We start from the raw sequence: 25,848 nt of genomic DNA on the forward strand, positions 1-25,848 counted from the left end.
CTGTACATCTAATTTTAGGTGGATACTATAGGCCTGTAAGTTCTCTATGTTCATTGTTACATAGTACGAATTTCATAGGTTCGATTCTTACTTTTCGTTGACTTACCCCATACAAGGGATACAGTTTTCACTGTATTCGAATTTTAGACCCGTACATTCGTATCTTCGTCAGACCAGTTGGTCATTCTCACCATGATTAGTTTATAGCCAACCGCATTATCAATTGCCATATACATGTTGTCATGTACTTAGGCTTTCTTCATGCGTCTTCACCTAGCTTCATACAGTGCAGTCTATCAACTTTCTCTGCATGTAGGAGTATTATTGGGAGTGTTTCAGCTCAACATGAAGGCTTTCATTCCACTCACTCGTTAAATCAGTTATTACTATCTGTGTTAATCTAGATAGTCTTCTCATTTCATAGTTATAAACTATTTATAGAGAAACGTGTCGCACCAAACCATTCATCAAGAGAATCAAAGTTTTGTAAAGAACTACTTCCATGTGGTTGTTCCCCTGAGTGTAAAAACGCTTGTCTATACGCCGTAATACGCTCACTATATTCATGGATTGGTTTTAATAGTTTCATTGTTCTTCTCCCCCTCTTCATTCCATAAAACAAACACCTTAATAGCAGCTATTCACTATTAAGGTGTTTCTATCCTTTTTATTCAAATAACCCCATGCTCAAATAACGTTCACCTGTATCAGGCGCAATACATAAAACTTTTTTACCAACGCCTAGACGTTTCGCTATCATGATTGCAGCGTAAACAGATGCTCCAGAAGATGGCCCAACTAATAATCCTTCTTGTCTAGCTAAGTTTCTCATTGTCGTTAAAGCCTCTTCGTCTGCAATTTGAATAATTTCGTTATACACTTCTGTATTTAAGTTTTTCGGAATAAATCCTGGGCTTGTTCCTACTAGTTTATGAGGACCTGGTACACCACCGGATAAAACGGGAGATCCTTTCGGTTCCACTACTGCAATATATAAGTTTGGCAATTTCTCTTTTAACGTTTCACCAGTCCCTGTAATCGTTCCGCCTGTTCCTGCCGTTGCAACAAAAGCATCAAGCTCTCCCTCCATTTGTTCGTAAATTTCAAGTGCAGTCGTATAACGGTGAATATTCGGATTAGCTGGATTTTCAAATTGTTGCGGGATAAAACTATTCGGTATTTGTTTTTGCAGTTCTAACGCCTTCGCAATTGCTCCTGGCATTCTTTGTTCTGCTGGTGTTAAAACTACTTCTGCCCCGTATGCTTTCAATAAATTAATACGCTCTTTTGACATATTGTCTGGCATAATTAAAATCGCTTTATACCCTTTAGCTGCTGCGTTCATCGCTAAACCAATTCCTGTATTCCCGCTTGTCGGTTCAATAATTGTATCCCCTGGTTTAATGAGACCATTTTCTTCTGCAACGTGAAGTAAATTATAAGCAGCACGGTCTTTCACACTACGTGATGGATTAAACATTTCTAGTTTCACATACACGTCCGCTGCGTCTTCCGGAATAAATTTAGATAATCGGACGACAGGTGTATCTCCTATTAATTCTGTTACGTTTTCACATAATTTCATAGTGCATCCCCTATTCTATCGTTTTCTTATCACTTGGTAATAACCATGAAGTAAGTCCAATTAACGGTAAACAACTACATAATATCATAATGAACTGAAGGCTATATATATCAGCTAACTTTCCTAGTACTACAGCACCTAGAGCACCAAGGCCGAACGCAAGACCTACAATTAGACCTGATACCATCCCTACTTTTCCCGGAACAAGCTCTTGCGCGTATACAACAATTACACTAAAACTACTTGAACTAATAAAACCGATACATAAAAATAAAGGTACGACCCACACAAGTGAGACATGTGGTAATAACAGCGCAAGTGGCGCTGAACCTAACATTGAAAATACGATGATGTTTTTCTTACCAAATCGATCTGCTAACGGTCCCCCGAAGAAAGTGCCTAACACACCAGCAATCATAAATGCGAATACGAAATACTGGGCATTTTTTATAGATAAACCATAATGCTCAATTAAGTAAAATTGATAGAAATTCCCGATACCGGCACCGTACCAAGAGCGCACAAAAGTAAGAAAAACAAGAAGTATAATAACAAATTTAATGTGTGTACTTACAATTGCATTTTCCGCCTCAAGCGCAGCTCTCTTCTTCCTTCTTACAGCGCCGGTTGCTAATTCATTTTTGTACCAATTCGATACGAAAATTAATAATGCAATTCCTACTGCTGCAAATGCTGTAAAACCTAATGAACCAATTTGACCGAGTGGAACGAAAATTAGCGCTGTAAAAATAGGAGCTAAAGAATTCCCCGTGTTTCCCCCAACTTGATAAATCGCTTGCGCTAACCCTCGTTTTGCACCTGCCGCCATATACGCAACACGAGCGCCTTCTGGATGAAAGACTGCGGAACCTAAGCCAATAAATAAAACAGAAATAATAACAATAATAAAGTTTGGTGCAAACGCGAGTCCAATCATTCCAAGCATACTTGAAAACATACCGAGTGGTAATAAAAATGGTGACGGCTTCTTATCTGAATACATACCAAACACCGGTTGCATAATCGATGACGTCATATTTAACGCAAACGCAATCCACCCTACTTGCATATAGGATAAATTCATCGTTTTTTCCAAAATAGGAAACAACGCCGGCACAACTGCTTGCATCGAATCATTTAAAAAATGTCCGAAACTAATCGCAAATAATATTCGATATATTGTCGGTGTTTCTACTGTGTTTTTTTGTGAAACTGCCTGCATATGTGAATCGCTCCTTTCTGTACAAAATATATATTTATTACAGTAGGTGTAATAAATTCTGACTTTTGAAACATTTCTATTCTATACTGCTTTCATTTCTTTTTCCAGAAATATAACTTAACTCCCATCATTGACTTGCATCCTTGTAACTTTCAGCAGTAAAACATTATAGTAAAAGGCAACCCAATCACAAACTGGGTTGCCTCTTACATTAAATTGCAAAACGCTTATACTTCTCATAATCGCTCGTCTTACATTCCACTTCTAGTTTCGTACCTTCATTTTCATAACTCGTTGATAAAACGTGCGCATGATTATTGAAATACGAAACTACCTGTCCGTGATCATACGGAATTAACATTTCACATTTCGTATATTCTTTATAAATATGGGAACGAATCATTTCTACAAGCTCTTCAATTCCAACATGTTTCTTCGCAGATAAATACACGCGGTCTTCTTGTACTTTCGGAATTTCAACATCCACCATATCTGATTTGTTATAAGCATAGATCGTTGGAATATTTTCTACTCCAATTTTCTTTAACGTTTCATTTGTAATATCAATTAATTGTTCATAATTTGGATTTGCGTAATCTACGACGTGAATAAGTAAATCTGCTTCCGCTACTTCTTCTAACGTTGAACGGAACGCCTTCACAAGATGATGTGGTAATTTACTTACAAATCCAACTGTATCTGTTAATAAAAATGATTTATTATCTGGCAAATCAATATTTCGTACAGATGTTTCTAACGTCGCAAATAACATATCTTTTTCAAATACTTGTTTTTCTTCTGTACCATTATAAATTTCAAGCATTGCATTCATCGTCGTTGACTTTCCTGCATTCGTATAACCTACTAATGCTACAACAGGTATTTCATTTTTCTTACGTTGCTTTCGCTGCGTTTGACGCTGGGCAACGAGCGCTTCTAAATCTTTATTCAAAACTGAAATTTGTTCTTCAATTTTACGACGGTCTAACTCTAGCTTCTTCTCACCGACACCTTTATTTTTCGTACCAACGCCGCCGCTCTGTCTCCCTAACGATTCACGAAGACCAATTAAACGAGGCATCATGTACTGAAGGTGTGCTACTTCTACTTGCAGCTGTGCTTCTTTCGTTTTCGCACGTTGCGCAAAAATATCTAAAATTAAAATGGTACGATCAATCACCTTACAATCTAAATCCTCTTCTAAATTTCGAATTTGTGAAGGAGATAATTCATCATTAAAGATGACCATATTCGCATCTATTTCTTGTACATACGCTGCTACTTCTTCAATCTTTCCTTTTCCGATATAATGCGATGGATTTACTCGTTGTAAATTTTGCGTTACTTGCCCAATTACCTCTACATCACAAGCTTCCGCAAGATTTGTTAACTCTCCCATCGAATATGCAAAATCATCTTCATTACCTACATTTACTCCAACTAAAACTGCTCTTTGTAATACTTCTTCCATATATTTATTCCTCCATTTCGATTACGTAAAATAAAAAACACAGGTCGCTGCCTGTGTTTTCGTAAACGGATAAGGGTTCACCAAAGAAATAGAAGAAAGCTATGCTTTCATCCTATTTTATAGTCAAAAAGTCCCAAGATCGTATACGTATACACAATAAGCGTTCACCTATACAATCCCATTCTATTTATAAAGGCAAAACAAAAAGAGGGCGTATTCGTCCCTCCCTCTTTTTCACATATAAGCTTAATAAAGGGTTCCTTTAAAATAGGCAGACCAATCCCGTTCACTCTGTACACAGACAGAGCCTTTGAGCGCTATTCAATTATTGGCACAAAGTATTGAGACGTAATCTGATTAAGATCAAAGGAAGCCCCTCCGTTCATTTTAAGTTACATAAAGTGTAGCATAAGTAATTCGCTTTCACAAGGTTTAACAACCTATATCACACTAAAGAAAATCGTTATTTTTTTACTTTAATCGTCATTTTTTGCGAGTTTTTCTCACAATAAAAATAACAAAAGCAATTATCAATTTTAGAAACTTCTCGTATATTATTTTTACAGCACTCGCCAAATTCCTTCATAGTAAGTTAAGTATTATCGTTTTAATACAACAAAAATCTATATTGACATTTTTATAACCTAATATTAGTATCAGGTTATAAAAATAAAAATTAGGAGATGTCCTATGCATTCTAAATCTCGTATTACTGCAATTGGTACTTATGTTCCAGATCAAATATTGTCTAATAACGATTTAGAAAAGATGGTCCATACGAATGATGAATGGATTGTACAAAGAACAGGAATGAAGGAAAGAAGAATCGCTAGCGAAGAAGAATATTCCTCAAACTTAGCCATTAAAGCAATTAAAAATTTATGTACAACATATAAGAAAAACTTAGAAGATGTCGACTGTATCATTGTCGCTACTACTACTGCTGATTACGTTTTCCCTAGTGTTGCTTGCCAAATACAACAATACTTCAACATACCTCATACACTAGCTTTTGATTTAAATGCAACTTGTGCTGGTTTTACATATGGACTACACGTCGGTAATAGCTTAATCACTTCTGGATCACATGAAAAAATACTTGTCGTAGCGACAGAGACATTATCTAAAGTTACTGATTATACCGATAGAACGACCTGTATTTTATTCGGTGATGGTGCTGGAGCTATTTTATTAGAAAGAGATGAAGACACCCCAAGCTTTATCGCTGCTCACATGGGAACAAACGGTGATGGCGGCATTCATCTATATAGAACAAACTTATCTACTACTATGAATGGCACACCACTGCAAACAAATGAAAAAATCGTTCAAAATGGAAGAGAAGTATATAAATGGGCAACACGAACAGTGCCAAAAGGCATAAAAAATTTATTACATAACGCAAATATGCAAGGGGATGATATAGACTGGTTCATACCCCACAGCGCTAACTTACGAATGATTGAATCTATTTGCGAAAAATCTCAAATTCCAATACAAAAAACATTAACGAGCGTGGAATATATGGGGAATACCTCTTCAGTCACCATTCCACTCGCTCTAGATTTAGCTATAAAAGAAGGAAAGTTAAATAATGGAGACACACTTTTACTATACGGATTCGGTGGTGGTCTTACACATTTAGGGCTTATTGTAGAGTGGAATTTAATTTAAGTGTATAAAAAGAGGCTCTAGTCAGTAACTAGAACCTCTTTTTCATTTAATTTCTTGCCCCTTTTCGAGACCATATCACAACAGGAATAAGTAATAACGCTAACACGCCTCCAGCCAATGACAATGCCGCATAACTTGAATTCGCTACTACCATACCTGACATCGCTCCACCAGAAGCTCCAGCTAGCGCAATAAAAACATCTATTTTCCCTTGTGTTTTAGCACGTGTAGACGGTGTTGTGGAATCAACGATTTGTGCTGTACCACTAATCAATCCGAGGTTCCATCCTAGCCCAAGTAAAGACAGAGCAACGATTAATAGTAATAAAGAATCACTTGGCGCTATCGCAGCTATGACACCCGCTGCAAGTAAAATCACTCCACCAGCTATGCTCATTGTAGTTCGGCCAATTTTATCAATTAACATTCCTGTAACGAGAGATGGAAGATACATTGCACCTACATGAAAACCTATCACAAGTCCTACTGCACTTAAACCGTGACCGTGGTGTCCCATATGAACTGGCGTCATCGTCATAATCCCAACCATCACGATTTGCGTAAGTATCATTACGATTGCTCCAACTGTAATACCTCGTTTATTTTCTTTCGCTTCGTCTGTTATTGGTTGTCCTTTATATGTATGTTCCTGTTTATATCTTTCTATTATGTTAGCAATAATTAACGGATCTGGACGAAGCATAACAAAAAGAACTAGACCCGCCAGTATAAATGCTGCTGCCGATAGTATGAACGGACCTGCAAGTTTAGGAACTCCAATTGAATGCGCAAAACTACCCATTACTCCTACTAAATTTGGTCCTGCAACTGCACCGAAAGTCGTCATTACCATCGTAATACTAACAGCCGTTGCTCTCTGCTTCTTATCTGCTAAATCTGTACCTGCATAACGAGCTTGTAGATTCGTGGCTGTACCGGCACCATATATGAGTAAAGAAATAAGTAAAAGAATAATGCTATTCGTTAAAGCTGCCATTACAACACCAATTGCTCCAAATCCACCTACTATAAACCCTGTTGCAAGACCTATCCGGCGTCCATATCGTTGCGAAAGCTTCCCTACTATGAAAGCTGCTAATGCTGATCCCAATGTAAACATAGCAGTTGGTAATCCTGCAAATGCATCTGTTCCAAGCATTTGCTGCGCAAGAAGTGCTCCCACTGTAATACCAGCAGCTAGTCCTGCACCGCCAAACATTTGTGAAATGCTGACGATTATTAACGTTCGTTTGTATAGTTTTTGTTGCTCTTCTTCTGTGTACACATGATTATCTATTAAAGCCCCTGCCTTATCTAGCAATTCCCCATCCTCCTTTTAAAATTAATCCCTCTTGTTAATGTACTATGTATAACGTTACATATTCAATGGCATTTTCCATTCATCCCTTTCATTCTAAAAAACTTTCTAATCATACTCGACTTATCCCATGCTATATTAAAAATACTACTATTCACAATATGCAAGGAGAAAACAATGAAAAAACAGGCTAATAGCAGCCTGTTTCCCTTTACACTTCTTCTACTATCCTTCCCCTTCTCTTTTTACTCAAAGCTCTTCCTTCCCAAAACAACAAACTTACGAAAGCACAAATTAAAATAATTGGCACACTTGCTTTATATAAATCTGTAAAACTCATTGCCATCTGATTCTTGGCATAATGATTCACATCATTCGAAAATGTGAGTACCTCTTTCTTTATACTTTCCTCTTGTTTTTCAACTTCTTTTGTTACTTGCCTCATAACTTCTTCTCTTTTTACATCCCTATATTCTACTGGAACTTTTCTTAATATTTCATCCGTCTTGTCGCGAATCAATTCTTCCTTTTTCTCTTTACTTAATCCCATTGTCATTGCATTTTGTTTCTTATTTATATTCGACTCTAAACTTTGATTCTCTATTTTTTCTTTAGTCATTTGTAAAATTTCAGTTTGCTCAGTACTATTCACATGAATATTCCGCACCTTTTCTTCTGCATAATGATATACTTTTTCTTTATTTATAGTTAAATTATGAGTTAAGTTAGAGACAAATATTGCGACCGCCAATACAATTCCAACCTGTCGTAACATTGATACAACACTTTGAGAAGCAGTTAATAATTCTCCTTCAAACGAAGACGCACTTAAAACTGTAATTGGCCCCACTACTAAGCCATATCCGACACCTAATATCATACATGGAATAATAATTTCTATATTTGTTGAATGAACATCAATCATTTGCAACCAATAGTAGGAAAGCCCCATAACAAGAAATCCTGACAAAATAATAGTTACTTTTCCGAGTTTTTTAATTAAAGTTGCTGCAACTGGTGAGACAAAAAATATCATCGCTGAAATAGGTGTCACTAAAAAAGCCGCTTCAATTTCCGTTCGACCTTGTAGTTTCGTCAAGAACGTTGGAAGCAATACAGTAACTCCAATTAAAAATAAATTACTCAATATAACAACGATTGACGCTCCGACAAACATTCGATCTTGAAATAACTTTAAATTCACCATTGGGTTATGAATCTTTCGTTCTACTAAAATAAATAGAATAAGAGAAATAGTGCTAATTGCATAACAAGACAAAGCAATATTACTTTGCCATCCCCATGTATTACCTTTTACTAATATGAGAGTAAATGAAAAAATTGCTGTGCTACTTAATAGTAGTCCTATCCAATCTATTTTTGAGATAATACGTTCTTCATTTTTTATTTGTAGCATGATGCAACATAACACGATTCCTATTATACAAACCGGAACATTAACGAAGAACACCCATCTCCATCCTAAATTTTGCGTAATAATTCCACCTATTACTGGCCCCATAGCAGCTGACAATCCTTGTGTTACTCCTAAAATTGCAAGTGCAACATGCCTTTTAGCTAACGGCATAGCTGATACACCAATTACCATACTTGTTGGAAATAAAATTGCTGCCCCAATACTTTGTATAAAACGAGAAAAAATAAGAAAATCACCTGTATTAGCAAAAGCGCAAAGTACCGATCCACCCCCAAAAATCACCAGACCAAGAATATACATCTTTGCTTTTCCAAAGATATCAGCTATCCGCCCTAACGGAATGGCAAGTACTGCAATCGTCATTGTATAAACATTTAATACCCAAGACATCTTTTCTAATGAAGTATTTACACTCGATTGTATTGCCGGTAAAGCTATATTCATAATTGTCGTATCAATCATACAAAGAAAGATACCTAGACACATTAAAAAGACAATCTTAATACCCTTTGATTGCTCCATCTTTATATACCCCTTTATTTATTGTGAATGCGTTTTTCACTCTTCTGTTTTATTGTTTTCTTTCGCCTCTAACTCTTCTAATTTTTTCTTCAAAGTCTCCACTTGTGCACTATACGATGCAATACCTACATCTAGTGAAATTTCTTCGACGAAAGTAATACCTATTCTCCACTTTTCATATTTCAATCGAAGATCTGCAATGTACGCTTCTTTTCTTTCAATTTCATCTTTAATCCATTTTTTTATTGTTACATCATCACTATAGTTGCCAAAATACATTCTCATTAAAAAATCCGAACGTAAAACATCCTTCTCTATAGGCGTCTGCATGTATTGATAAAATTCTTCACGCCCCTCATCTGTAATAAAGTACATTTTCTTATTCGGTTTTCCCTCTTGCATGACAACCTCTTTTTTTATTTTCCCTTCATTCTCCAATTGCCGTAATGTTGGATAAATCATTCCAAAACTTCCATCAAAAAAATGAGTAAATACGTCTTCAAACACAATTTTAATATCGTAACCAGACAATTCCTTTTCCATTAATAAACCTAAAACAACATCTCTTCCCTTCAAAGTAAAACCCCCACATAGTATATAATCAATAATCATATTAACATTGTTAATATGATTATTGATTATATACCTTATTCTGTTAATTGTAAAATGTTTCTAAATAAAAAAGCCCCATAATTTGGTTTCACCAATTCACAGGGCCATTTTCTTATTTACTCTTTAACACCTACACCTTGCAAAACTTCAATATCCTCTTTCATTTCATAATAATAAGAAGGCAATTCTATACCATGTTCTAAGAAATAATCCTCAATGAATGAAATAATAATTTTTAACGTTTTCACACGAGCATACAATTTATCGTTACTTTCAATAATATGCCACTTTGCATTTGGCTTACTTGTTTTTTCAAACATGTCTTCCATTGCTTCAACATACTCATCCCATTTTTCACGATTACGCCAATCTTCGTCTGTAATTTTCCATCTTTTCAAAGGATTTTTCTCTCTATCTTTAAATCTCTTTAACTGTTCCTCTTTACTTATATGGTAGAAGAACTTCCCTATTATGTAATGGTCATCTGTTAGTAGTTTTTCAAAATCATTAATCTCATCATATGCTCTCATCCACTCTTCCTTTGTAGCAAATCCTTCAACACGCTCAACTAACACACGACCGTACCATGAGCGATCAAAAATGGTGATTTGCCCGTACTGTGGAATTTTGCGCCAGAAACGTTGCAAATAATGGTAACGTTTCTCATGAGGTGCAGGCGCTCCAATTGGATTTACTTGGAACCCACGCGGGTCAAGATGTTCCGTCACCCGCTTAATTGCCCCACCTTTACCAGCCGCATCCCATCCTTCCATAACAAGCATAACCGCGATTTTTTCTTCTTTCAAAATTTGCTGTAATGCTAATAAGCGCCTTTGATATTTTTCTAATTTCTTATTGTACTTAGATTTTGATTCAATTTTTTTCGTTAAGTCTACTTTAGCAAGATGTCCATTTTCCATAAAACAAATCCCCCTTGTTGTATGATAATGTTATTTTAACATATTTTTGGTAATTTTTTCATATCCTAAAAAAACTGTGTAGAAACATCTCTACACAGCTTCCTTCTCTAATTTCACATATATAAGCACATTTAACTACATTAAAATAAATAATTTATACTGAACTCTTAGTATATTCTTTTTATTAAAACGTAAAAATAGCCCTTTTAAAAAGGGCAGCAATCTAAGTATAGAAAAACAAATTTATTCTTTTTTACTACATACGTAATTATGCCGGCTATAAGAGTATTGAATAAGATATTGATTCACTACTCTTATAGCCACTTTACATTATATGGTATATTTACTCGTAAAAAGAAGATAATAACAAGTAAATCCATTAAAGAATGGGAGCTCTAAAAAAATGAAACGAAAAATATTAACTCTCTTTACACTTTTATGCTTAGCACTACCAATACAAGCTAGTGCTTACACATTTCAGTCACTACCGATTGCGTCAAAGTCTAAACAATGGTATGTCGAAATTGATAAATCTCATAACTCAAACAAGCAAGCAATCCAGCCAAAGCAAGGTGTATTTGATACGTATAGTTTACTCGTAAAAAACATCGGTCATGATGTATCAAACGTATCTGTGGAAATACTTGATAACAACCCTACCTCTAAAGCTACCTTTAAACCTACTACACCTAATGAAAATATTTCTAAAAGTCATACAAGCTTTGACTACATGGTATTCCCATTAGACTTTAATAGTCATAATTTTAAAGTTGTAACCACTTGGGAAGAAAAGAATTTCTCTTACAATGGCCATCCGGTAAATGAAGGTAAAAAAATGAAACAAACATTTTTATTTAATGAAGACTAAGTCCTAATTTCTTTAGGGCTTAGTCTTTCTTATGGATACCAATCGATACAGCACTAAAGCTTCCTATGCAAGATTGGTTTAAAGAAAGATTCCCATTATTTTTTGAAAAAGGCACCTTTGAAATTCAACGTGTTTGGGATAATGAGCTAGATAAACAAGTTGCTATAACAATTACACATACGTAAAAAAGCTTGGAATTTCTCCAAGCTTTTCTTACTTCTCCTGTACTTTCTTAATCTTATAATCAATTTCTAAAAACTTAACTCCAAATATCCACATTCTATGATTAGCTTCTAGTATGTGATCCGTGCGCTCTTTTATAATAAAAGTCTCTGCTAACGGTAAACGGATTGTCAAGAACCGAGTATGTAAATAAATCCCCTCATCTCCCTGACCATTTTCTCTTAACTTACTAGTAATAATTAAATCATGACTATCATTATATAGTTTCAAAATACCAGTCATATTCGAATAAGGTAAAGGTAAGGCGATATTCATATATGTCTCATTCTTATTTGTATGCTTTGAATAAAGAGCTACAAAAATAGATTTACCTGCTTCATTTTTTCTTAGCCAAGCCCTTACATTCTCTCTTCCATCTTTCTCATCTATTACACTAATGATAGAGCCATGCATCGTTTCCCAATTGCCGCCCATTCCTAAATGTATTTGTTCTACACGCTTACTCATTTTCTCATAGCAAAGTGCGAACGGACGGAACCAACGAGCCCATTTAATATTCGATTGCAATTCATACTCTACTGTATTTTCATAAAAATGAATAATACTTAAAGGAACCTTCGTCACATCAAATGCCTCACTATGAAAGTCATTTACTTTATCAACTAAACCGTTGTATTCCTTACTGTCTACTAAATTGCTGCTATATAAATAAGCCTCACCAATTGCCACATTTCCTCTTAACTTACTCATTGGTTTCCCATAGTATTTATAATTCGGAACACTCTTTTCAATCACCCAGCCGATAAATGCCGGTAACGCTACTCCAATTCCGTTGACAACACCATGAATCCAAACCATTTGAGCAATTGTAATCGTCAAGACATGCTTCAAATTCCCGTATGAATATATAAGTGAGAACATAATTGTAACCATGAGTGTACTAGACGAAACGATTAGAAGAATCTTTGCACTGATAGCATTAAATTTTGCTCTCCAAACGTAAAATCCATACCCATAAATTGCACATAAATATAGGAACACTGCAAAAAATTCAAATATTCTTGAGTATGTAATTCCTATTGCAACTGTCATAGGTGAAATCATGATGATAAACATAATAGCATCATACACTTTACTTCTCTTTTCTCTTTTTCTCCCTATTAAACCAGCTGATAATGGCAATAGAAACGCCGAATAATGAAAATGTGCAGCTGTGAGTAAAACAATGTCAGAGCTAAAATGCATAATTGAAAGTTTTGCTACTGAAGCAGAAAACCAACAACCACCTAAAAACAAATAAATAAACGCACTATCTATGGCGATCTCTTCTAACGGCTTCCATCCTCTTTCTAGCAATCTACTTACACCAAATAACGCAACAATTCCTGTATATACAAACCAAACTAGCGCAAATACATATTGATTTGTGACGAAAGCTAGCATTGCACAAATTGCTGCGATTGGATATAAAAATGATACGGATTTATAAAATAATAATTGCGATCCATCTCTTTTTCTTTTATCAATAATACAAAATGACATTGGTATAAATAATAAAACAGATAATAATATAATTGCTTCAACAGGATTTATATTCGACCACTCACATATTAGAAAAACAACATAGCAAGCAAGCCCAAATATTATATTTTTCATATCGTTTATTCCCTTTCCACAAATGTTCCCTTATATGAAAAAAGTGAACCAATTAACGGGTTTCGTACTTGTACATGAATTCGAAAACACTGAAGTGTTTCATCATAACTTTCAACAATTTTTGCCTCACCATACAAAAATTTTGGTAACGGCATTTTTCTTCCAAACATATAAAACCATTGTTTCTTTGAAGAAATATGCATTGCCCCTAACTCATCGATATGAAAATGCAGTGTAGAAACGAGTAAATGTGGTTCGCCAAAATAATCTACAATTTCATTTTCGTTTTCATCAAACTGCATAACTGCATTAAAATATCTTTTCTTATTTCACCTATTGATTCCCCTTCTCCAACTATTTCAAGCCCAAATCCAATCTTTGTTTTATACAAAAACTTCTGTGGTTCTCCTTCTTTTTTCTCTAAATACGAAATTTCAGTAAAGCGAGCATCCCACTCTGTATGTATATCTGGTTCTTGCGTATATTCCCATAATTTTTCCATCGTCGTGTTCATTTTTGTCGCAACATAAATAGGCTGTTTCCTTTTCATTCTCCCCACCTCCTATGCACTATAACTTTAATGTACATGCAATGAATTTATTTTGCTACATTTTTCACAAACTTCCTCAGAAAAAAGAAAGAATTTTTAAAATATATATAAAACACTTGATTCCACGAAAAATTTAAATTATTATAAAACAAATGTTACCAACAACTTCATAAATCAAACACTCTCGCCTAAAACGTGAGATAGAGGTTGCGATACTTATGAGTATTCTAATGGAGACACAGAGATGTCTATGAACTTAGATGAAAGGAAGTATTGCCGAAATTGATAAATTTCTCTGCATTTATCAATTGGGGCTGTTTTCGAATAGAAACAGAACTGTCATATGTACAGACGTGTACGTATGAAGAGCTATCTACAAAAAGAGATATCATTTTTTTATGATATTCCTTTTTTGGCGGTTTTTTTATTAGCTCCGTTTTCTGTTTCCCTTTTCCTGTAACAGCACCATCCTCACTTATTTGAGATGGTGTTTTTTGTTTGTCTTTCTGGTAACTACAGGAGTATTGGGGATTTATATATTTCCTAATCTATTCTTAAAAATAGACGAAAGAAGGAATTTGTAATGGAAACAATTGTTCAAAAATTTGGTGGCACTTCTGTCGGAAGCGTCGAACGCATTCAACATGTAGCAAATTTAATTATTGAAGAATATGAACGAGGTCATAGCATTGTCTCTGTCGTTTCAGCAATGGGAAAAAGCACAGATGAACTTGTCGCACTCGCTAACGCTATCACAAAAAATCCAAGTAAACGTGAAATGGATATGCTTCTATCTACAGGAGAACAAGTAACTATTTCATTATTAACAATGGCACTGCAAGCAAAAGGCTATCATGCAATTTCATTAACAGGGTGGCAAGCAGGTATTACGACAGAATCTGTACATAGTAGTGCACGGATTACTGACATTCATACAGATCGTATTCAATCTTATCTTGCTGAAGGTACGATTGTTATCGTAGCTGGTTTCCAAGGTATAAGTGTAGAAAATGAAATTACAACGCTTGGCCGTGGTGGCTCTGATACGACTGCTGTCGCATTAGCTGCTGCACTTAAAGCAAAAAAATGTGATATTTATACGGATGTGACAGGTGTATATACGACGGACCCACGAGTTGTAAAAGATGCTTACAAATTAGACGAAATTTCTTATGACGAAATGTTAGAGCTTGCTAATCTCGGTGCTGGCGTATTACACCCGCGCGCTGTTGAGTTTGCTAAAAATCATAATGTAGTTTTAGAAGTTCGCTCAAGTATGGAACAAGAAAACGGAACAATTGTAAAAGGAGAATGTAACATGGAACAACAATCAATCGTTAAAGGTATTGCATTTGAGGATAACATTACACGTGTCACAATTAAAGGATTAGAACAAGGCTCGCTTTCAACAGTTTTCTCTACATTAGCAGCAGCACACATTAATGTAGATATCATCATTCAAAGTATTACAAATGAAGGAACTGTACACCTCTCCTTCTCCATTCATTCGAATGATTTAAGAGAAACTTTAGAAGTTTTGGAACAAAATCAAGAAACTCTTCACTATGAATCTGTAGAACATGAAAATCACTTAGCAAAAGTATCAATCGTAGGATCTGGCATGGTATCTAACCCAGGTGTCGCTGCAAATATGTTCACTACTTTAAAAGAAGAAGATATTCATATTAAAATGGTAAGTACATCAGAAATTAAAGTGTCTGTCGTTATTGACCGCCTTCATTTAGTAACAGGCGTTGAGGCGCTGCATCAATCATTTATGGCGAAAATTGAGCCTTTAGTGCAAATGAGCTAATCTGATATATTTAGTAATGCTAAAAAAATCATATTAATGTATTACCTTCCTATTAAATAAAAAGCTGTTCGTTAACACGGTGCTATATGACATATTAAAAAACACCTTGTCACATTTTCCTATACTGTGACAAGGTGTTTTTGACTGAAAGGAATTTGTAACTACTTAGTAGTATAATTATGAGGATAATTAAATAATAGACTTTTATACATAAGGAGATAAGACTATGGCAAAAAACAAATTACTACGAATGGACAATGTCAGCATCGTTGTAGAATCCCTTGATAACGCAATCTCTTTCTTTGAGGAGATTGGCTTGAATCTCGAAGGTCGAGCCAATGTCGAAGGTGAATGGGCTGGTCGCGTAACTGGACTCGGTTCTCAGTGCGTAGAGATCGCTATGATGGTCACTCCAGATGGCCACAGCCGAATTGAACTTTCGCGATTTCTCACCCCACCTACTATATCAGATCACCGAAATGCTCCTGTAAACGCCCTCGGTTATCTACGCGTCATGTTCACCGTTGAAGACATTGACGAAATGGTATCGAGACTCACTAAGCATGGTGCAGAGCTCGTTGGTGAAGTAGTTCAGTATGAGAACTCGTATCGTCTCTGCTACATTCGTGGAGTCGAAGGAATTTTAATCGGTTTAGCGGAAGAACTCGGTAATAAATAAGTAATGTTTTATAAAAAAGAGGGAATAGCTCTATATTTAAGCTATTCCCTCACTTCTATTAAAACAGATGAATGTTTTCTTTTTTACAAGCTGCACGTAAATCGTCAGGCCATACAGAAGATTGAACTTCACCGATATGTGCTTTACGTAAGAAGTACATGCACATTCTTGATTGTCCAATACCACCGCCGATTGTTAATGGTAGTACGTCTTCTAGTATACCTTTATGGAAATCATACTCACGTTTGAAGTCTTCACCAGTTTTCGTTAACTGCTCATCAAGTGATTTACTATCAACACGAATTCCCATTGATGATAATTCAAATGAAGATTGTAGTACTGGGTGCCAGAATAAAATGTCACCGTTTAATTTCCAATCGTCATAATCAGCTGCGCGTCCGTCGTGCTTTTCACCTGAACGAAGTGCATCACCAATTCCGATAATGAAGACTGCACCATGTTCTTTCGCAATTGCATGTTCACGATCTTTCGGTGTTAATTCTGGATATTTATCTTCTAATTCTTGAGAAGTAACGAAAACAATTTCTTCCGGTAAATACTTTCCAAGGAACGGATATTTTTCAAATAAGTGATCTTCTAAATCTTTGAATATTCCATAAATTGTTTGTACTGTTTTTTGTAAATATTCAACAGTACGCCATTCTTTTTGAACGATTTTTTCCCAATCCCATTGGTCAACATAAATGGAATGCGTTGCATCAAGTTCTTCATCACGACGAATCGCGTTCATGTTTGTATATAAACCTTCACCAGCTTCATATCCGTATTCATGTAATGCAAATCGTTTCCATTTCGCTAGTGAATGAACAATTTCTAATTCTTCTCCTGAATGTAACATATCAAATTCAATTGGACGTTCTACACCGTTTAGGTGATCGTTTAATCCTGATTTTTTCGTTACGAATAATGGTGCAGATACGCGGAATAGTTCAAGGCGTTTTGCTAATTGGTCCTCGAAAAATGTTTTAACTTCCTTAATTGCAATTTGAGTCTCTCTTACTGTCATTAATGATTGATACATGGTGGTTTCCTCCTAAAATGTTTGGATGTTGTGAAAAGAAGCCAACAAAAAAAGCCCTTCTTTCCCAAAAAACTGGGACGAAAGGCTTTGGTTCCGCGGTACCACCCAAATTAGCAACAGAGGTTGCTCACTTATACAATACGGAGATGAAATATCTCGATACTGTTCTTCTTGTAACGGCGAAGTTCCCGGCTAAGTCTACTTTCCTATAAAGGATTTCGGTTAGCAACTCCAGGAGGTTCTTCATAATAGGCTTCGTATCAGGCTCACACCACCCCTGACTCGCTTAAACTACGTCCTACTACTACTCGTCCTTTCATAGTCGTTTTGTTGTCACATCTCTGAAACATTTTATTAATGATTATTCTATACAAAAAATAAAGAAAGTCAACAAAAAGTTTTAAAATATTTTTCAATTCTTTATTTTACGGCTTTATTGATTGTTGTTAATTTAACATCTTTACTTTTTCTGCCTCGTCAATCCAAAAAATGTTTCACTGACCGAAACTAACGTATACACAATAATTAATGTGATCGTTCGGAATATAGAATCCGCAGTATTTCTTATTATTTTCATTTTCTTTATAATTCCTTTCAGTTTACTTGCAATTTCATGATATACTATAGCATTCAAGCAGTTTATTTTTACTTAAAGCAATCATAGTCATTTATAAAGAGTATTTTCTAAATCATTGACTATTATCAAATAAGATTTTTAAATAACGGAGTGATCATATGAGTAAAACGAAGGCAAAACCGAAAAAAGGTGTAGGACAAGGTACAGGAAGTAAAGGATGGAACCGTTGGCAATCAAGTGCAAAGAAAAAGGCAGCTGCAAAGCCATACAAAAGTAAAGGTACAAAGAAGTAATTTAAATAACATTTGATTTCTTTACTTTGCACAAAACAAAATATAATTATTACAACAAAAAGCTATGCTTTCACATGTGAAAGCATAGCTTTTTCATATTAAATCATTAAAATATCTCGTATTTCTTCCTCCGTGATGGATGCTAATTTTTCTTCTCCCGGCTCAATCACTTCAGCAATTAAATTTTTCTTACTTTCTTGCAGTTCATACATTTTCTCCTCAATTGTTCCGTGGGCTACTAGCTTTATAACTTGCACTGTATTTTTTTGTCCCATTCGATACGCTCTATCGGCCGCTTGTTGTTCAACAGCTGGATTCCACCATAAATCGTATAATATTACTGTATCTGCACCAGTTAAATTAAGTCCGGTACCACCAGCTTTTAAGGAAATGAGAAATAGATCTCCTTCTCCTTCGTTAAACCGATCGCACAGCTCTACACGTTCCTGCGCTGGTGTACTCCCGTCTAAATAAAAGTATGGAATTGCTTGTCGATTTAACTCACGACCAATAATGGAAAGCATCTTCGTAAATTGAGAAAAAATTAATATTCTCTTTCCTGTACTTCTACATTCCTCTAAAATCTCTAACAGTTGTTCAAATTTAGCTGAACTTCCTTTGTAATCATCAACAAATAAAGCGGGATGACAACAAATTTGTCGCAATCTCGTTAAACCAGCTAAAATTCTAATTTTATTTTTACGTAACGTATCTTTGTCTAAATGCTTTAACGTTTCTTCCCTTAGCTTCGCTAAATAAGCAGCATAGAGACTCTTTTGATCGGGTAATAACTCCGATGATTGTAAGTGCTCTATTTTCTCTGGCAACTCATTTAATACGTCCCCTTTTAATCGTCTTAATACGAATGGTTTCACTCGCTTCGCTATATCTTCACGCCTTAAATCACCGAACTCTTTTCTTCCTGGTAATAATTCTGGGAAGACGACATGGAAGATAGACCATAGCTCTTCTAATGAATTTTCTACAGGTGTACCCGTTAGCCCAAAACGGTATTCAGCTTGAATTGTTTTCACAGCTCTTGCCGTTTGCGTTGTAGGGTTTTTAAACGCCTGCGCTTCATCAAGGAATAGTGTATGAAATGGTCTTGCATACAATCTTATATCTCTTCTCAGTAATGGATATGACGTAATTACGACATCAAATTCCGTTATATCTTTCAAAATTTTCCGGCGCTCTGCTTGGTTTCCATCTGCAATAACTGCTCTAATATGCGGGGCGAATTTTTTCAATTCACTAAACCAATTATAAACAAGAGATGATGGTGAAACGACTAATATAGGTAGTTTCTTTTCTCGAATCTCAGGCAAAACAGAATCTATAAAAGCAATGCTTTGCAACGTTTTTCCAAGTCCCATATCATCTGCTAAAATACCCCCAAAACGGTAATGAGCAAGTGTTTTCATCCATTCGAACCCATATACTTGATACTTTCTCATTTCTGCATTTAAAGTATTTGGCACAGCAAACTTTAATTTTTTCGGGTTTTGAATGTTTTCTACTAACTCTTGAACAGAATCATCTAAACTTAAAACATTGCCTTCATGAAGTCCGTTCATCCATTTTACACTCCGAATAAGTGGAACATTTACCTCTTCTCCATGTAAAAATTCTTTCCGAATACCTGATTCTTTTATAAACTGATTAATTTCATTAAACTCTTTACTCTCTAGTGATAAAAACGAACCATTCGCCAATCGATAATATTTACGTTTCTCTTCAAGGGCCGCTAATACACCTTTAATTTCTGCTTCTGGTATTCCTTTTATATCAAAACGAAATGACAACCAATCAATTCGTTCTTTTCTTCTCACTCTAATAAGAGGAACTGCATCCCCTTTACTAATTCGCAATTTAATTGCTGTCGTCGCATAAATATCAACTAAACCTTTTAATGTTGGCACGACGTGATATAAAAAATTATACTCAGCTTCTTCATTATGCATAAAGTAACCGCCTTCTGTTTTTGCAAAAGCACTTTCACTCATAATGTCTAAAATCTCTTTTTCCTTTTTCTCATCACGATTAAAAACAGACGGCTGTCCATCCTCTTCTAGCGGATTAATCATGACGTTCCCATAGTGAAATTCAAGACCTGCTAATAAGCGATTTTTCACGCGATCTAAATACAATTTCGCTTTTAGCGAAGGTGTTTCAACACGATCCGATATTACTTCATCAATGTGTACAGTTCCGAGCTTCATTAATCCTGGTACAACTTTCGGGATGAAATGTTCCATCTTACTTTCTGGAATATAAAACTGATTACTGTTTGAGCGACTCATCATCTTTTGTAATTCAATAAGTCGCATACAATCTTCAATGTGTAAGTGATATAATTTCCCATCATAAAGTGCATTGTTATACATATCCATAACTTGTACACGATTTAAACCATCTATATGAAGTGTAAATCCGCCATTATTTCCCTTCGTAAATTCAAAGTGTAACGGCAACAACCCTTTTGAAACTTGTAATCCCTGAAACAGTTGTTCATTTTGTTTCAGCTGTACATATTCAACTTTAGAAAGTGAAAAGAGCATATCTTTCCATGAAGCTGGTGGTATAAATATCATACTTTCATCTTGTTTCGTATGTACTTCTAGCGTATCTTCATACATTTTTTCGTTATGATACATTTTAATGAGCTGCTGAATAATTGCATCCGTTTCTTGTTTAAAACTATGTACATCTGGTGTATATGTAAATTCATTTGAACAATGAAAAGATTCCCTTTTCTCCACCTTAGAAAGAAATTCTCTAATATGATTTATGAAATATACTTTGGCAAGTTTCAATTGAATTCCAAGAAGAGCCCCACCACTTCTCGTAGCTACTGGTGTACATATAAACTCAATATCTAATATTTCACGTGTATCAAAACGGTGTTGTTTACTTTTTGGCCTCAGTGGTTTGTCTGCAAACAGCTGAAACATACCACTTGTCAATTGATCATTTCTGCTACTAGTGGAGCTCATTCCACCTGTTTGTTGATTATAGTTTATTTGTATTAATACTGCTGCAACATGTTGACAGTACGTTTGAAAAGACGCTAATGAAGGACAACTACATTTTGCAACAACATCACCCTTTTTGGCTTTTGCTACTGTAACATGGAAATCCTCGTTCCCTTTTACTGTCGCCTCACAAATTTCTTTATTTTCATCGTACTGATCTATTATCACTTTATTTGATTTATAATAGGCTTCACCTCTTTTATATGAGGTCTCTCCGCACACTTCTTTAATAATCGATTTATTCAATGTGAAACTCATTGCTTTGACACTTCCTTAATATAAAACCATTTTCTCTTACTTAACATTTTACATGCTCCACGAGAAAATATAAAATGTTGATTTAACAAAAGAAGATGCTTATTTATAAGCATCTTCTTCACTCTATCTCCATCAACCTCTTCGCCTCAAAATACAACACTTGAATAAACTTTTTCGTATTAATTCGCGTATGACCAGAAGATGCGAGTTCATCTTTCGTCATTTCTGTCATCCGTTTTCTAACTACGGTAAAATCGAAAAATTTTGGAGCATAGCTTTCAAATTTTGGATTTGAAAAGTCTGTTAATCCTAAAGAAGCCAAATGATTTAACGACTGATAAATAGCTCGACGTACTCTTTGTTCAGACGCTTTTTTCTCTTTATCAATATCCGCCTCTAAAGCTAAATCCCCTAATTTTCTTATCGTAATATGATGGAAAATTTCTTTTAACGCAGGAAAGCCAAACTCAAATGTCTGTGCCTTTTCTTGACCATATAAATATTCCAGCATACTAAGTAAATCTTTACTTCCATTCTCTCCCGCAATACCGAGTTCTGATAGTAAAAAGCGCCCTAAATCCCCTATCTTTTTTCCTTCTTGCACTGGTTCAGTACGCAATTGCGGTTTTTCCCACTGAAACACGTTATTCAATGATTTTTGAATATCGTGTATAGAACGCTCCAATCTAATACGCTCCATCACTTTGCGTACAACAGATACAACTTCGATTTTATTTAATGGTTTTGTAATATAATATTCTACACCAAGTGTATATGCCTCACCTATAAGCTGCTTCGATTCCACTTGAGAAATCATAATGATTTTCCCCGTGAAAGTTGACGCAATGTGACGAACTGTTTCAATTCCGTCCCTCATCGGCATCAACAAATCAATAAATAAAATATCTACTTTTTTAAAATTTAGTTGATCCGCCTCAATAAAAGCTCCGTCATCCGCCTCACCAATTACTTCTCCAAGATCTCCATCTTCAATAATTTGCGAAAGCATCGAACGGAAAACTTCATCATCGTCTACGATATAATAAAACAAATCTATTCCCCTTCCCGCTTTAAACTACCCTCTGGTAAACAAACGATAAACTTACATCCTCTTTTATTTTCTCGGCCTTCTAATCTCACTTCTCCGCCTAGCTCTGTTACCATTTCATTTATGTAAGAAAGCCCAATACCAGTTGACGGTGTTCCCGTTTGATCATACTTGGAAGTAAATCCTGGCTTAAATACTAATTTCTTATATTTTTGTGCAATACCAGGTCCATCGTCAATTACTTCAAAAAATATATGTTGATCTCTTTTATATAGCTTAATAATAATGACACCTTTATCTTCAATTGCTTCAACTGCATTTGCAGTGAGGTTATTAAAAATTGATAGAACTGTATACACGTGGTATGCAGCATGCTCACCTTCTATATGTTTAGAAAAACGTATATCCTTTTCTAGCATTTCAGCATACTTCTCGTTTATTCTAACAATCATTTCTGCTAACTCATGTCCTTCTACATATTCAGCCACATTTTTATCTAATAACAGTTTAGATAATCCTGCAAATATCCTTTGATTATCCTTTTTTATTTCATGCACTTCCCCCGCTATTTTCAATGCTGTTTTACTACTTGAATCAGCGCTTACTTGTAAATTCCGATATAGTTGATATGCTTCTTGTGTAATTAACTCCGCATTTTGTAACGTCTTTTTCAAATGAACAGATTCCACATATAAATTAGAAAGATGCATTAACATATTTTCATTTTCTTTTCGAACTTGCGATTCTTTTAATTTCGTTTCATATAAATTCATCATATTTAAAAAACCAAGTGCAAAGAAACTACGAAAAATAGCAATAATGATGAGTTTATTTACTTCAGAAATCGTTATTGTTGTACCTAGTACTAACATGTGATAAAACGCAAGTTCTGACATACTTGCAACAATTTCAATTGAAATTCCAAGGCATCCAATAATGATTGGTTTCTGATGGAACTTATTTACCCTGCAAAGCGAAAAAAAACTGCCATAAATAAAATAATAGAAGAACACAGGATAACGCAAATAAAATGATTCTGTCATATGAAATGAACCTTGCATGATCCAGTCAAGACATACTCGGAATAAGACTACAGATATACCAACAAGAATACCTGCAACTCCTGCTGGTACTCTTCTTAAAAATAATAATAAAAAGAAGAATAGCGGTGTACCGAAGCTAACTCGAAACGTATCATTAAAGGGATGAAAGTTCAGCTCCCCAGCAATCGGAACAACGACCATTAATATAATTAAAAGGGACATATCTTTCTTCCATAATTGATTCCAATTCAAAGGTGACACTTCCTATACTTTTTTTCAGTAGTAAAAGCGAAAGCCCGCTTATTGTTATAAACGGGCTTTTTTTCTATATTCTAACCTTTTCTACCGCTTTTATTTGGCGATACTCTGGCTTCCACATTGCTTCTTTCACTGCCATCTTGATATCGTTATCACTTAAGTTCACTCTTGCAACACCTTCTGCAACTGCAACTTTAGCTACTTCAATTGCAACCATTTCTGAGATATTACGTAATTCTTCGACCTCTGGTAAAATAGGTGCTCCTGGCTGACTTGTATCTACCATACTTGCAACTGCTTCAGCAGCTGCTGCGAACATTCCATCCGTCATGACACTTGCTCGTACTACAATTGTTCCAAGACCAAGACCTGGGAAAATAAGTGCATTATTTGATTGTCCAATCACATACGTTACACCGTTATATGTAACTGGTTCAAATGGACTTCCTGTTGCAACTAACGCTCTTCCTTCTGTCCACTCGATTAAATCTGCTGGTTTTGCTTCAGCAAGTGGCGTCGGATTCGACATTGGTAAAATAATTGGTCTTTCTACGTGAGAAGCCATTTCTTTAATAATCTCTTCTTTAAATGCACCTGCAACAGTAGATGTACCAATTAAAATTGTCGGTTTTACATGTTTCACAACTTCAGCAAGTCCGATCACATCATTTTCTTTCCACTCACTTACTTCTGCTTCTTTTCTTGCGTACGGAATTTGGAAATCAAGAAGATCTTCCATATTATCTGTAACTAACCCGTTACGATCAATACACCAGAAACGCTTATATGATTCTTCTTCAGATACGCCTACGCGGACCATCGCATCTCTAACTTGATCTGCGATACCGATTCCAGCCGTACCAGCACCAAATACAACAACGCGGTGTTCACTTAGCGGTACACCAGAAGCTTTCACTGCCGATAATACTGCCGCAAGTGAAACTGCACCTGTACCTTGAATATCATCATTAAACGTACAAACATCATGACGATATTTATCTAAAATTTTTCGTGCGTTACGAGAGCTAAAGTCTTCCCAATGTAAAAGTGCTTTCGGGAATTGTTTGTTTACCGCTTGTACAAACGTATCAATAAATTCATCGTAAGCTTCACCTGTTATACGAGGGTGACGATTTCCAATATAAAATGGATTGTTTAATAGCTCCTCACGGTTTGTACCTACATCTAAAATTACCGGTAATACACGACTAGGATCGATTCCAACTGCAGCAGTGTAAACAGCTAATTTTCCGATTGCGATGTTAATACCACCAACGCCCCAGTCACCAATTCCTAATATGCCTTCTCCATCTGTTACAACGACTAAATCAATGTTCTCAGCTGTTGCACCGATATTCGTGAATGCTTCTTCGATACCTGATGGATCGTTAATTGATAAATAAACACCACGTGGTTTACGATATTCATGACTATATCTTTGAATTGCTACACCGACAGTTGGTGTATATACAATCGGTAACATTTCACGTAAATGATCTGTTAATATACGATAAAATAATACTTCATTTCGATCATGTAACGCAGTTAAGTATACATTCTTTAATAAATCATCCGGCTGAGAACTAAATTGTTCGTATGCTCGGCGTGCCTGTTCTTCTAACGTTAAAACCGCTGGCGGTAATAACCCTTTTAAACCTAACTCTTCTCTTTCATTTTGTGTGAAAGCTACCCCTTTATTTAAAAGTGGTGTTGATAATACTTCTGCTCCTCTTAATGTTGTTTCTAATGCACCATTAGAAGCTACTGTAAACTTGCTCATAAC

At 35.4% G+C, this 25,848-nt stretch carries 18 protein-coding genes, 4 pseudogenes, 1 riboswitch and 1 other annotated feature; of the genes and pseudogenes, 6 read left to right on the forward strand and 16 right to left on the reverse strand.

What is annotated here, in order from left to right:
• Window positions 1-457: 457 nt before the first annotated feature.
• From ACS2CR_RS25440 to hflX, 4 genes and pseudogenes are all read right to left on the reverse strand, one after another.
• Window positions 458-589: pseudogene (locus ACS2CR_RS25440) on the reverse strand (GNAT family N-acetyltransferase); the annotation flags it as partial.
• Window positions 590-667: 78 nt separating this feature from the next.
• On the reverse strand, window positions 668-1,585 hold the full coding sequence (gene cysK, locus ACS2CR_RS25445; RefSeq protein ID WP_000762279.1) for a cysteine synthase A: 918 nt from the start codon (window positions 1,583-1,585) through the stop codon (window positions 668-670).
• A gap of 10 nt (window positions 1,586-1,595) precedes the next feature.
• The gene (locus ACS2CR_RS25450; protein ID WP_001149411.1) at window positions 1,596-2,807 is read right to left on the reverse strand and encodes an MFS transporter; all 1,212 of its coding nucleotides are present in this window, start codon (window positions 2,805-2,807) and stop codon (window positions 1,596-1,598) included.
• Window positions 2,808-3,018: 211 nt separating this feature from the next.
• On the reverse strand, window positions 3,019-4,278 hold the full coding sequence (gene hflX, locus ACS2CR_RS25455; RefSeq protein ID WP_053514149.1) for a GTPase HflX: 1,260 nt from the start codon (window positions 4,276-4,278) through the stop codon (window positions 3,019-3,021).
• Between the two features lie 690 nt (window positions 4,279-4,968).
• Between hflX and ACS2CR_RS25460 the strand changes: the two genes are divergently transcribed.
• Complete coding sequence (locus ACS2CR_RS25460; RefSeq protein ID WP_000555756.1) at window positions 4,969-5,952, forward strand: ketoacyl-ACP synthase III; 984 nt, start codon at window positions 4,969-4,971, stop codon at window positions 5,950-5,952.
• 46 nt (window positions 5,953-5,998) lie between these two features.
• Here the strand turns inward: ACS2CR_RS25460 and ACS2CR_RS25465 are convergent, their stop codons facing one another.
• The 4 genes from ACS2CR_RS25465 to ACS2CR_RS25480 form a co-directional block, all read right to left on the reverse strand.
• The gene (locus ACS2CR_RS25465; RefSeq protein ID WP_000884511.1) at window positions 5,999-7,273 is read right to left on the reverse strand and encodes an MFS transporter; all 1,275 of its coding nucleotides are present in this window, start codon (window positions 7,271-7,273) and stop codon (window positions 5,999-6,001) included.
• A gap of 208 nt (window positions 7,274-7,481) precedes the next feature.
• Complete coding sequence (locus tag ACS2CR_RS25470; RefSeq protein WP_000438113.1) at window positions 7,482-9,230, reverse strand: MDR family MFS transporter; 1,749 nt, start codon at window positions 9,228-9,230, stop codon at window positions 7,482-7,484.
• A 36-nt stretch (window positions 9,231-9,266) separates the two neighbouring features.
• A complete protein-coding gene (locus ACS2CR_RS25475) occupies window positions 9,267-9,806 on the reverse strand; it encodes a PadR family transcriptional regulator (RefSeq protein ID WP_000678329.1) in 540 nt (179 codons plus the stop codon).
• A 152-nt stretch (window positions 9,807-9,958) separates the two neighbouring features.
• The gene (locus tag ACS2CR_RS25480) at window positions 9,959-10,762 is read right to left on the reverse strand and encodes a polyphosphate kinase 2 family protein (protein ID WP_000427320.1); all 804 of its coding nucleotides are present in this window, start codon (window positions 10,760-10,762) and stop codon (window positions 9,959-9,961) included.
• A gap of 403 nt (window positions 10,763-11,165) precedes the next feature.
• Between ACS2CR_RS25480 and ACS2CR_RS25485 the strand changes: the two genes are divergently transcribed.
• Both ACS2CR_RS25485 and ACS2CR_RS25490 read left to right on the forward strand, forming a co-directional pair.
• A complete protein-coding gene (locus tag ACS2CR_RS25485) occupies window positions 11,166-11,630 on the forward strand; it encodes a hypothetical protein (protein WP_153602733.1) in 465 nt (154 codons plus the stop codon).
• Between the two features lie 29 nt (window positions 11,631-11,659).
• Window positions 11,660-11,815 (forward strand): annotated as a pseudogene (locus ACS2CR_RS25490) (DNA mismatch repair protein MutT); the annotation flags it as partial.
• Window positions 11,816-11,843: 28 nt separating this feature from the next.
• Here the strand turns inward: ACS2CR_RS25490 and ACS2CR_RS25495 are convergent.
• The 3 genes and pseudogenes from ACS2CR_RS25495 to ACS2CR_RS25505 form a co-directional block, all read right to left on the reverse strand.
• The gene (locus ACS2CR_RS25495) at window positions 11,844-13,469 is read right to left on the reverse strand and encodes a YndJ family protein (RefSeq protein ID WP_053514151.1); all 1,626 of its coding nucleotides are present in this window, start codon (window positions 13,467-13,469) and stop codon (window positions 11,844-11,846) included.
• Window positions 13,470-13,474: 5 nt separating this feature from the next.
• Window positions 13,475-13,798: pseudogene (locus ACS2CR_RS25500) on the reverse strand (DUF4166 domain-containing protein); the annotation flags it as partial.
• Window positions 13,762-14,019, reverse strand: a pseudogene (locus ACS2CR_RS25505) (hypothetical protein); the annotation flags it as partial. The pseudogenes ACS2CR_RS25505 and ACS2CR_RS25500, both read right to left, overlap by 37 nt.
• 193 nt (window positions 14,020-14,212) lie before the next feature.
• A riboswitch (Lysine riboswitch) is annotated at window positions 14,213-14,399 on the forward strand.
• 203 nt (window positions 14,400-14,602) lie between these two features.
• On the opposite strand from ACS2CR_RS25505, the gene ACS2CR_RS25510 reads away from it, so the two are divergent.
• A complete protein-coding gene (locus tag ACS2CR_RS25510) occupies window positions 14,603-15,832 on the forward strand; it encodes an aspartate kinase (RefSeq protein ID WP_153602734.1) in 1,230 nt (409 codons plus the stop codon).
• A gap of 226 nt (window positions 15,833-16,058) precedes the next feature.
• On the forward strand, window positions 16,059-16,511 hold the full coding sequence (locus ACS2CR_RS25515) for a VOC family protein (RefSeq protein WP_001107260.1): 453 nt from the start codon (window positions 16,059-16,061) through the stop codon (window positions 16,509-16,511).
• Window positions 16,512-16,569: 58 nt separating this feature from the next.
• Here ACS2CR_RS25515 and asnA read toward each other — a convergent pair whose 3' ends face one another.
• Window positions 16,570-17,553 (reverse strand): aspartate--ammonia ligase, encoded by a 984-nt coding sequence (gene asnA / locus ACS2CR_RS25520; protein ID WP_000284916.1) that lies wholly within the window; start codon window positions 17,551-17,553, stop codon window positions 16,570-16,572.
• Between the two features lie 70 nt (window positions 17,554-17,623).
• Window positions 17,624-17,882, reverse strand: a binding site (T-box leader).
• 406 nt (window positions 17,883-18,288) lie between these two features.
• Here asnA and ACS2CR_RS25525 point away from each other — a divergent pair.
• Window positions 18,289-18,423, forward strand: a complete 135-nt coding sequence (locus tag ACS2CR_RS25525) for a DUF3934 domain-containing protein (RefSeq protein ID WP_000047588.1) — start codon at window positions 18,289-18,291, stop codon at window positions 18,421-18,423.
• Window positions 18,424-18,521: 98 nt separating this feature from the next.
• On the opposite strand, the gene ACS2CR_RS25530 is transcribed toward ACS2CR_RS25525, so the two are convergent.
• From ACS2CR_RS25530 to malS, 4 genes are all read right to left on the reverse strand, one after another.
• On the reverse strand, window positions 18,522-21,716 hold the full coding sequence (locus ACS2CR_RS25530) for a DEAD/DEAH box helicase (protein WP_053514153.1): 3,195 nt from the start codon (window positions 21,714-21,716) through the stop codon (window positions 18,522-18,524).
• A 118-nt stretch (window positions 21,717-21,834) separates the two neighbouring features.
• Window positions 21,835-22,767: a response regulator gene (locus ACS2CR_RS25535; RefSeq protein WP_000500302.1), complete on the reverse strand. Its 933-nt coding sequence runs from the start codon at window positions 22,765-22,767 to the stop codon at window positions 21,835-21,837.
• 2 nt (window positions 22,768-22,769) lie between these two features.
• A complete protein-coding gene (locus ACS2CR_RS25540) occupies window positions 22,770-24,068 on the reverse strand; it encodes a sensor histidine kinase (RefSeq protein WP_074642354.1) in 1,299 nt (432 codons plus the stop codon).
• A gap of 64 nt (window positions 24,069-24,132) precedes the next feature.
• The gene (gene malS / locus ACS2CR_RS25545) at window positions 24,133-25,845 is read right to left on the reverse strand and encodes an oxaloacetate-decarboxylating malate dehydrogenase (protein ID WP_016109742.1); all 1,713 of its coding nucleotides are present in this window, start codon (window positions 25,843-25,845) and stop codon (window positions 24,133-24,135) included.
• Window positions 25,846-25,848: the final 3 nt, after the last annotated feature.

This window comes from Bacillus cereus group sp. BceL291, from assembly GCF_051776705.1.
Lineage (GTDB): Bacteria > Bacillota > Bacilli > Bacillales > Bacillaceae_G > Bacillus_A > Bacillus_A cereus.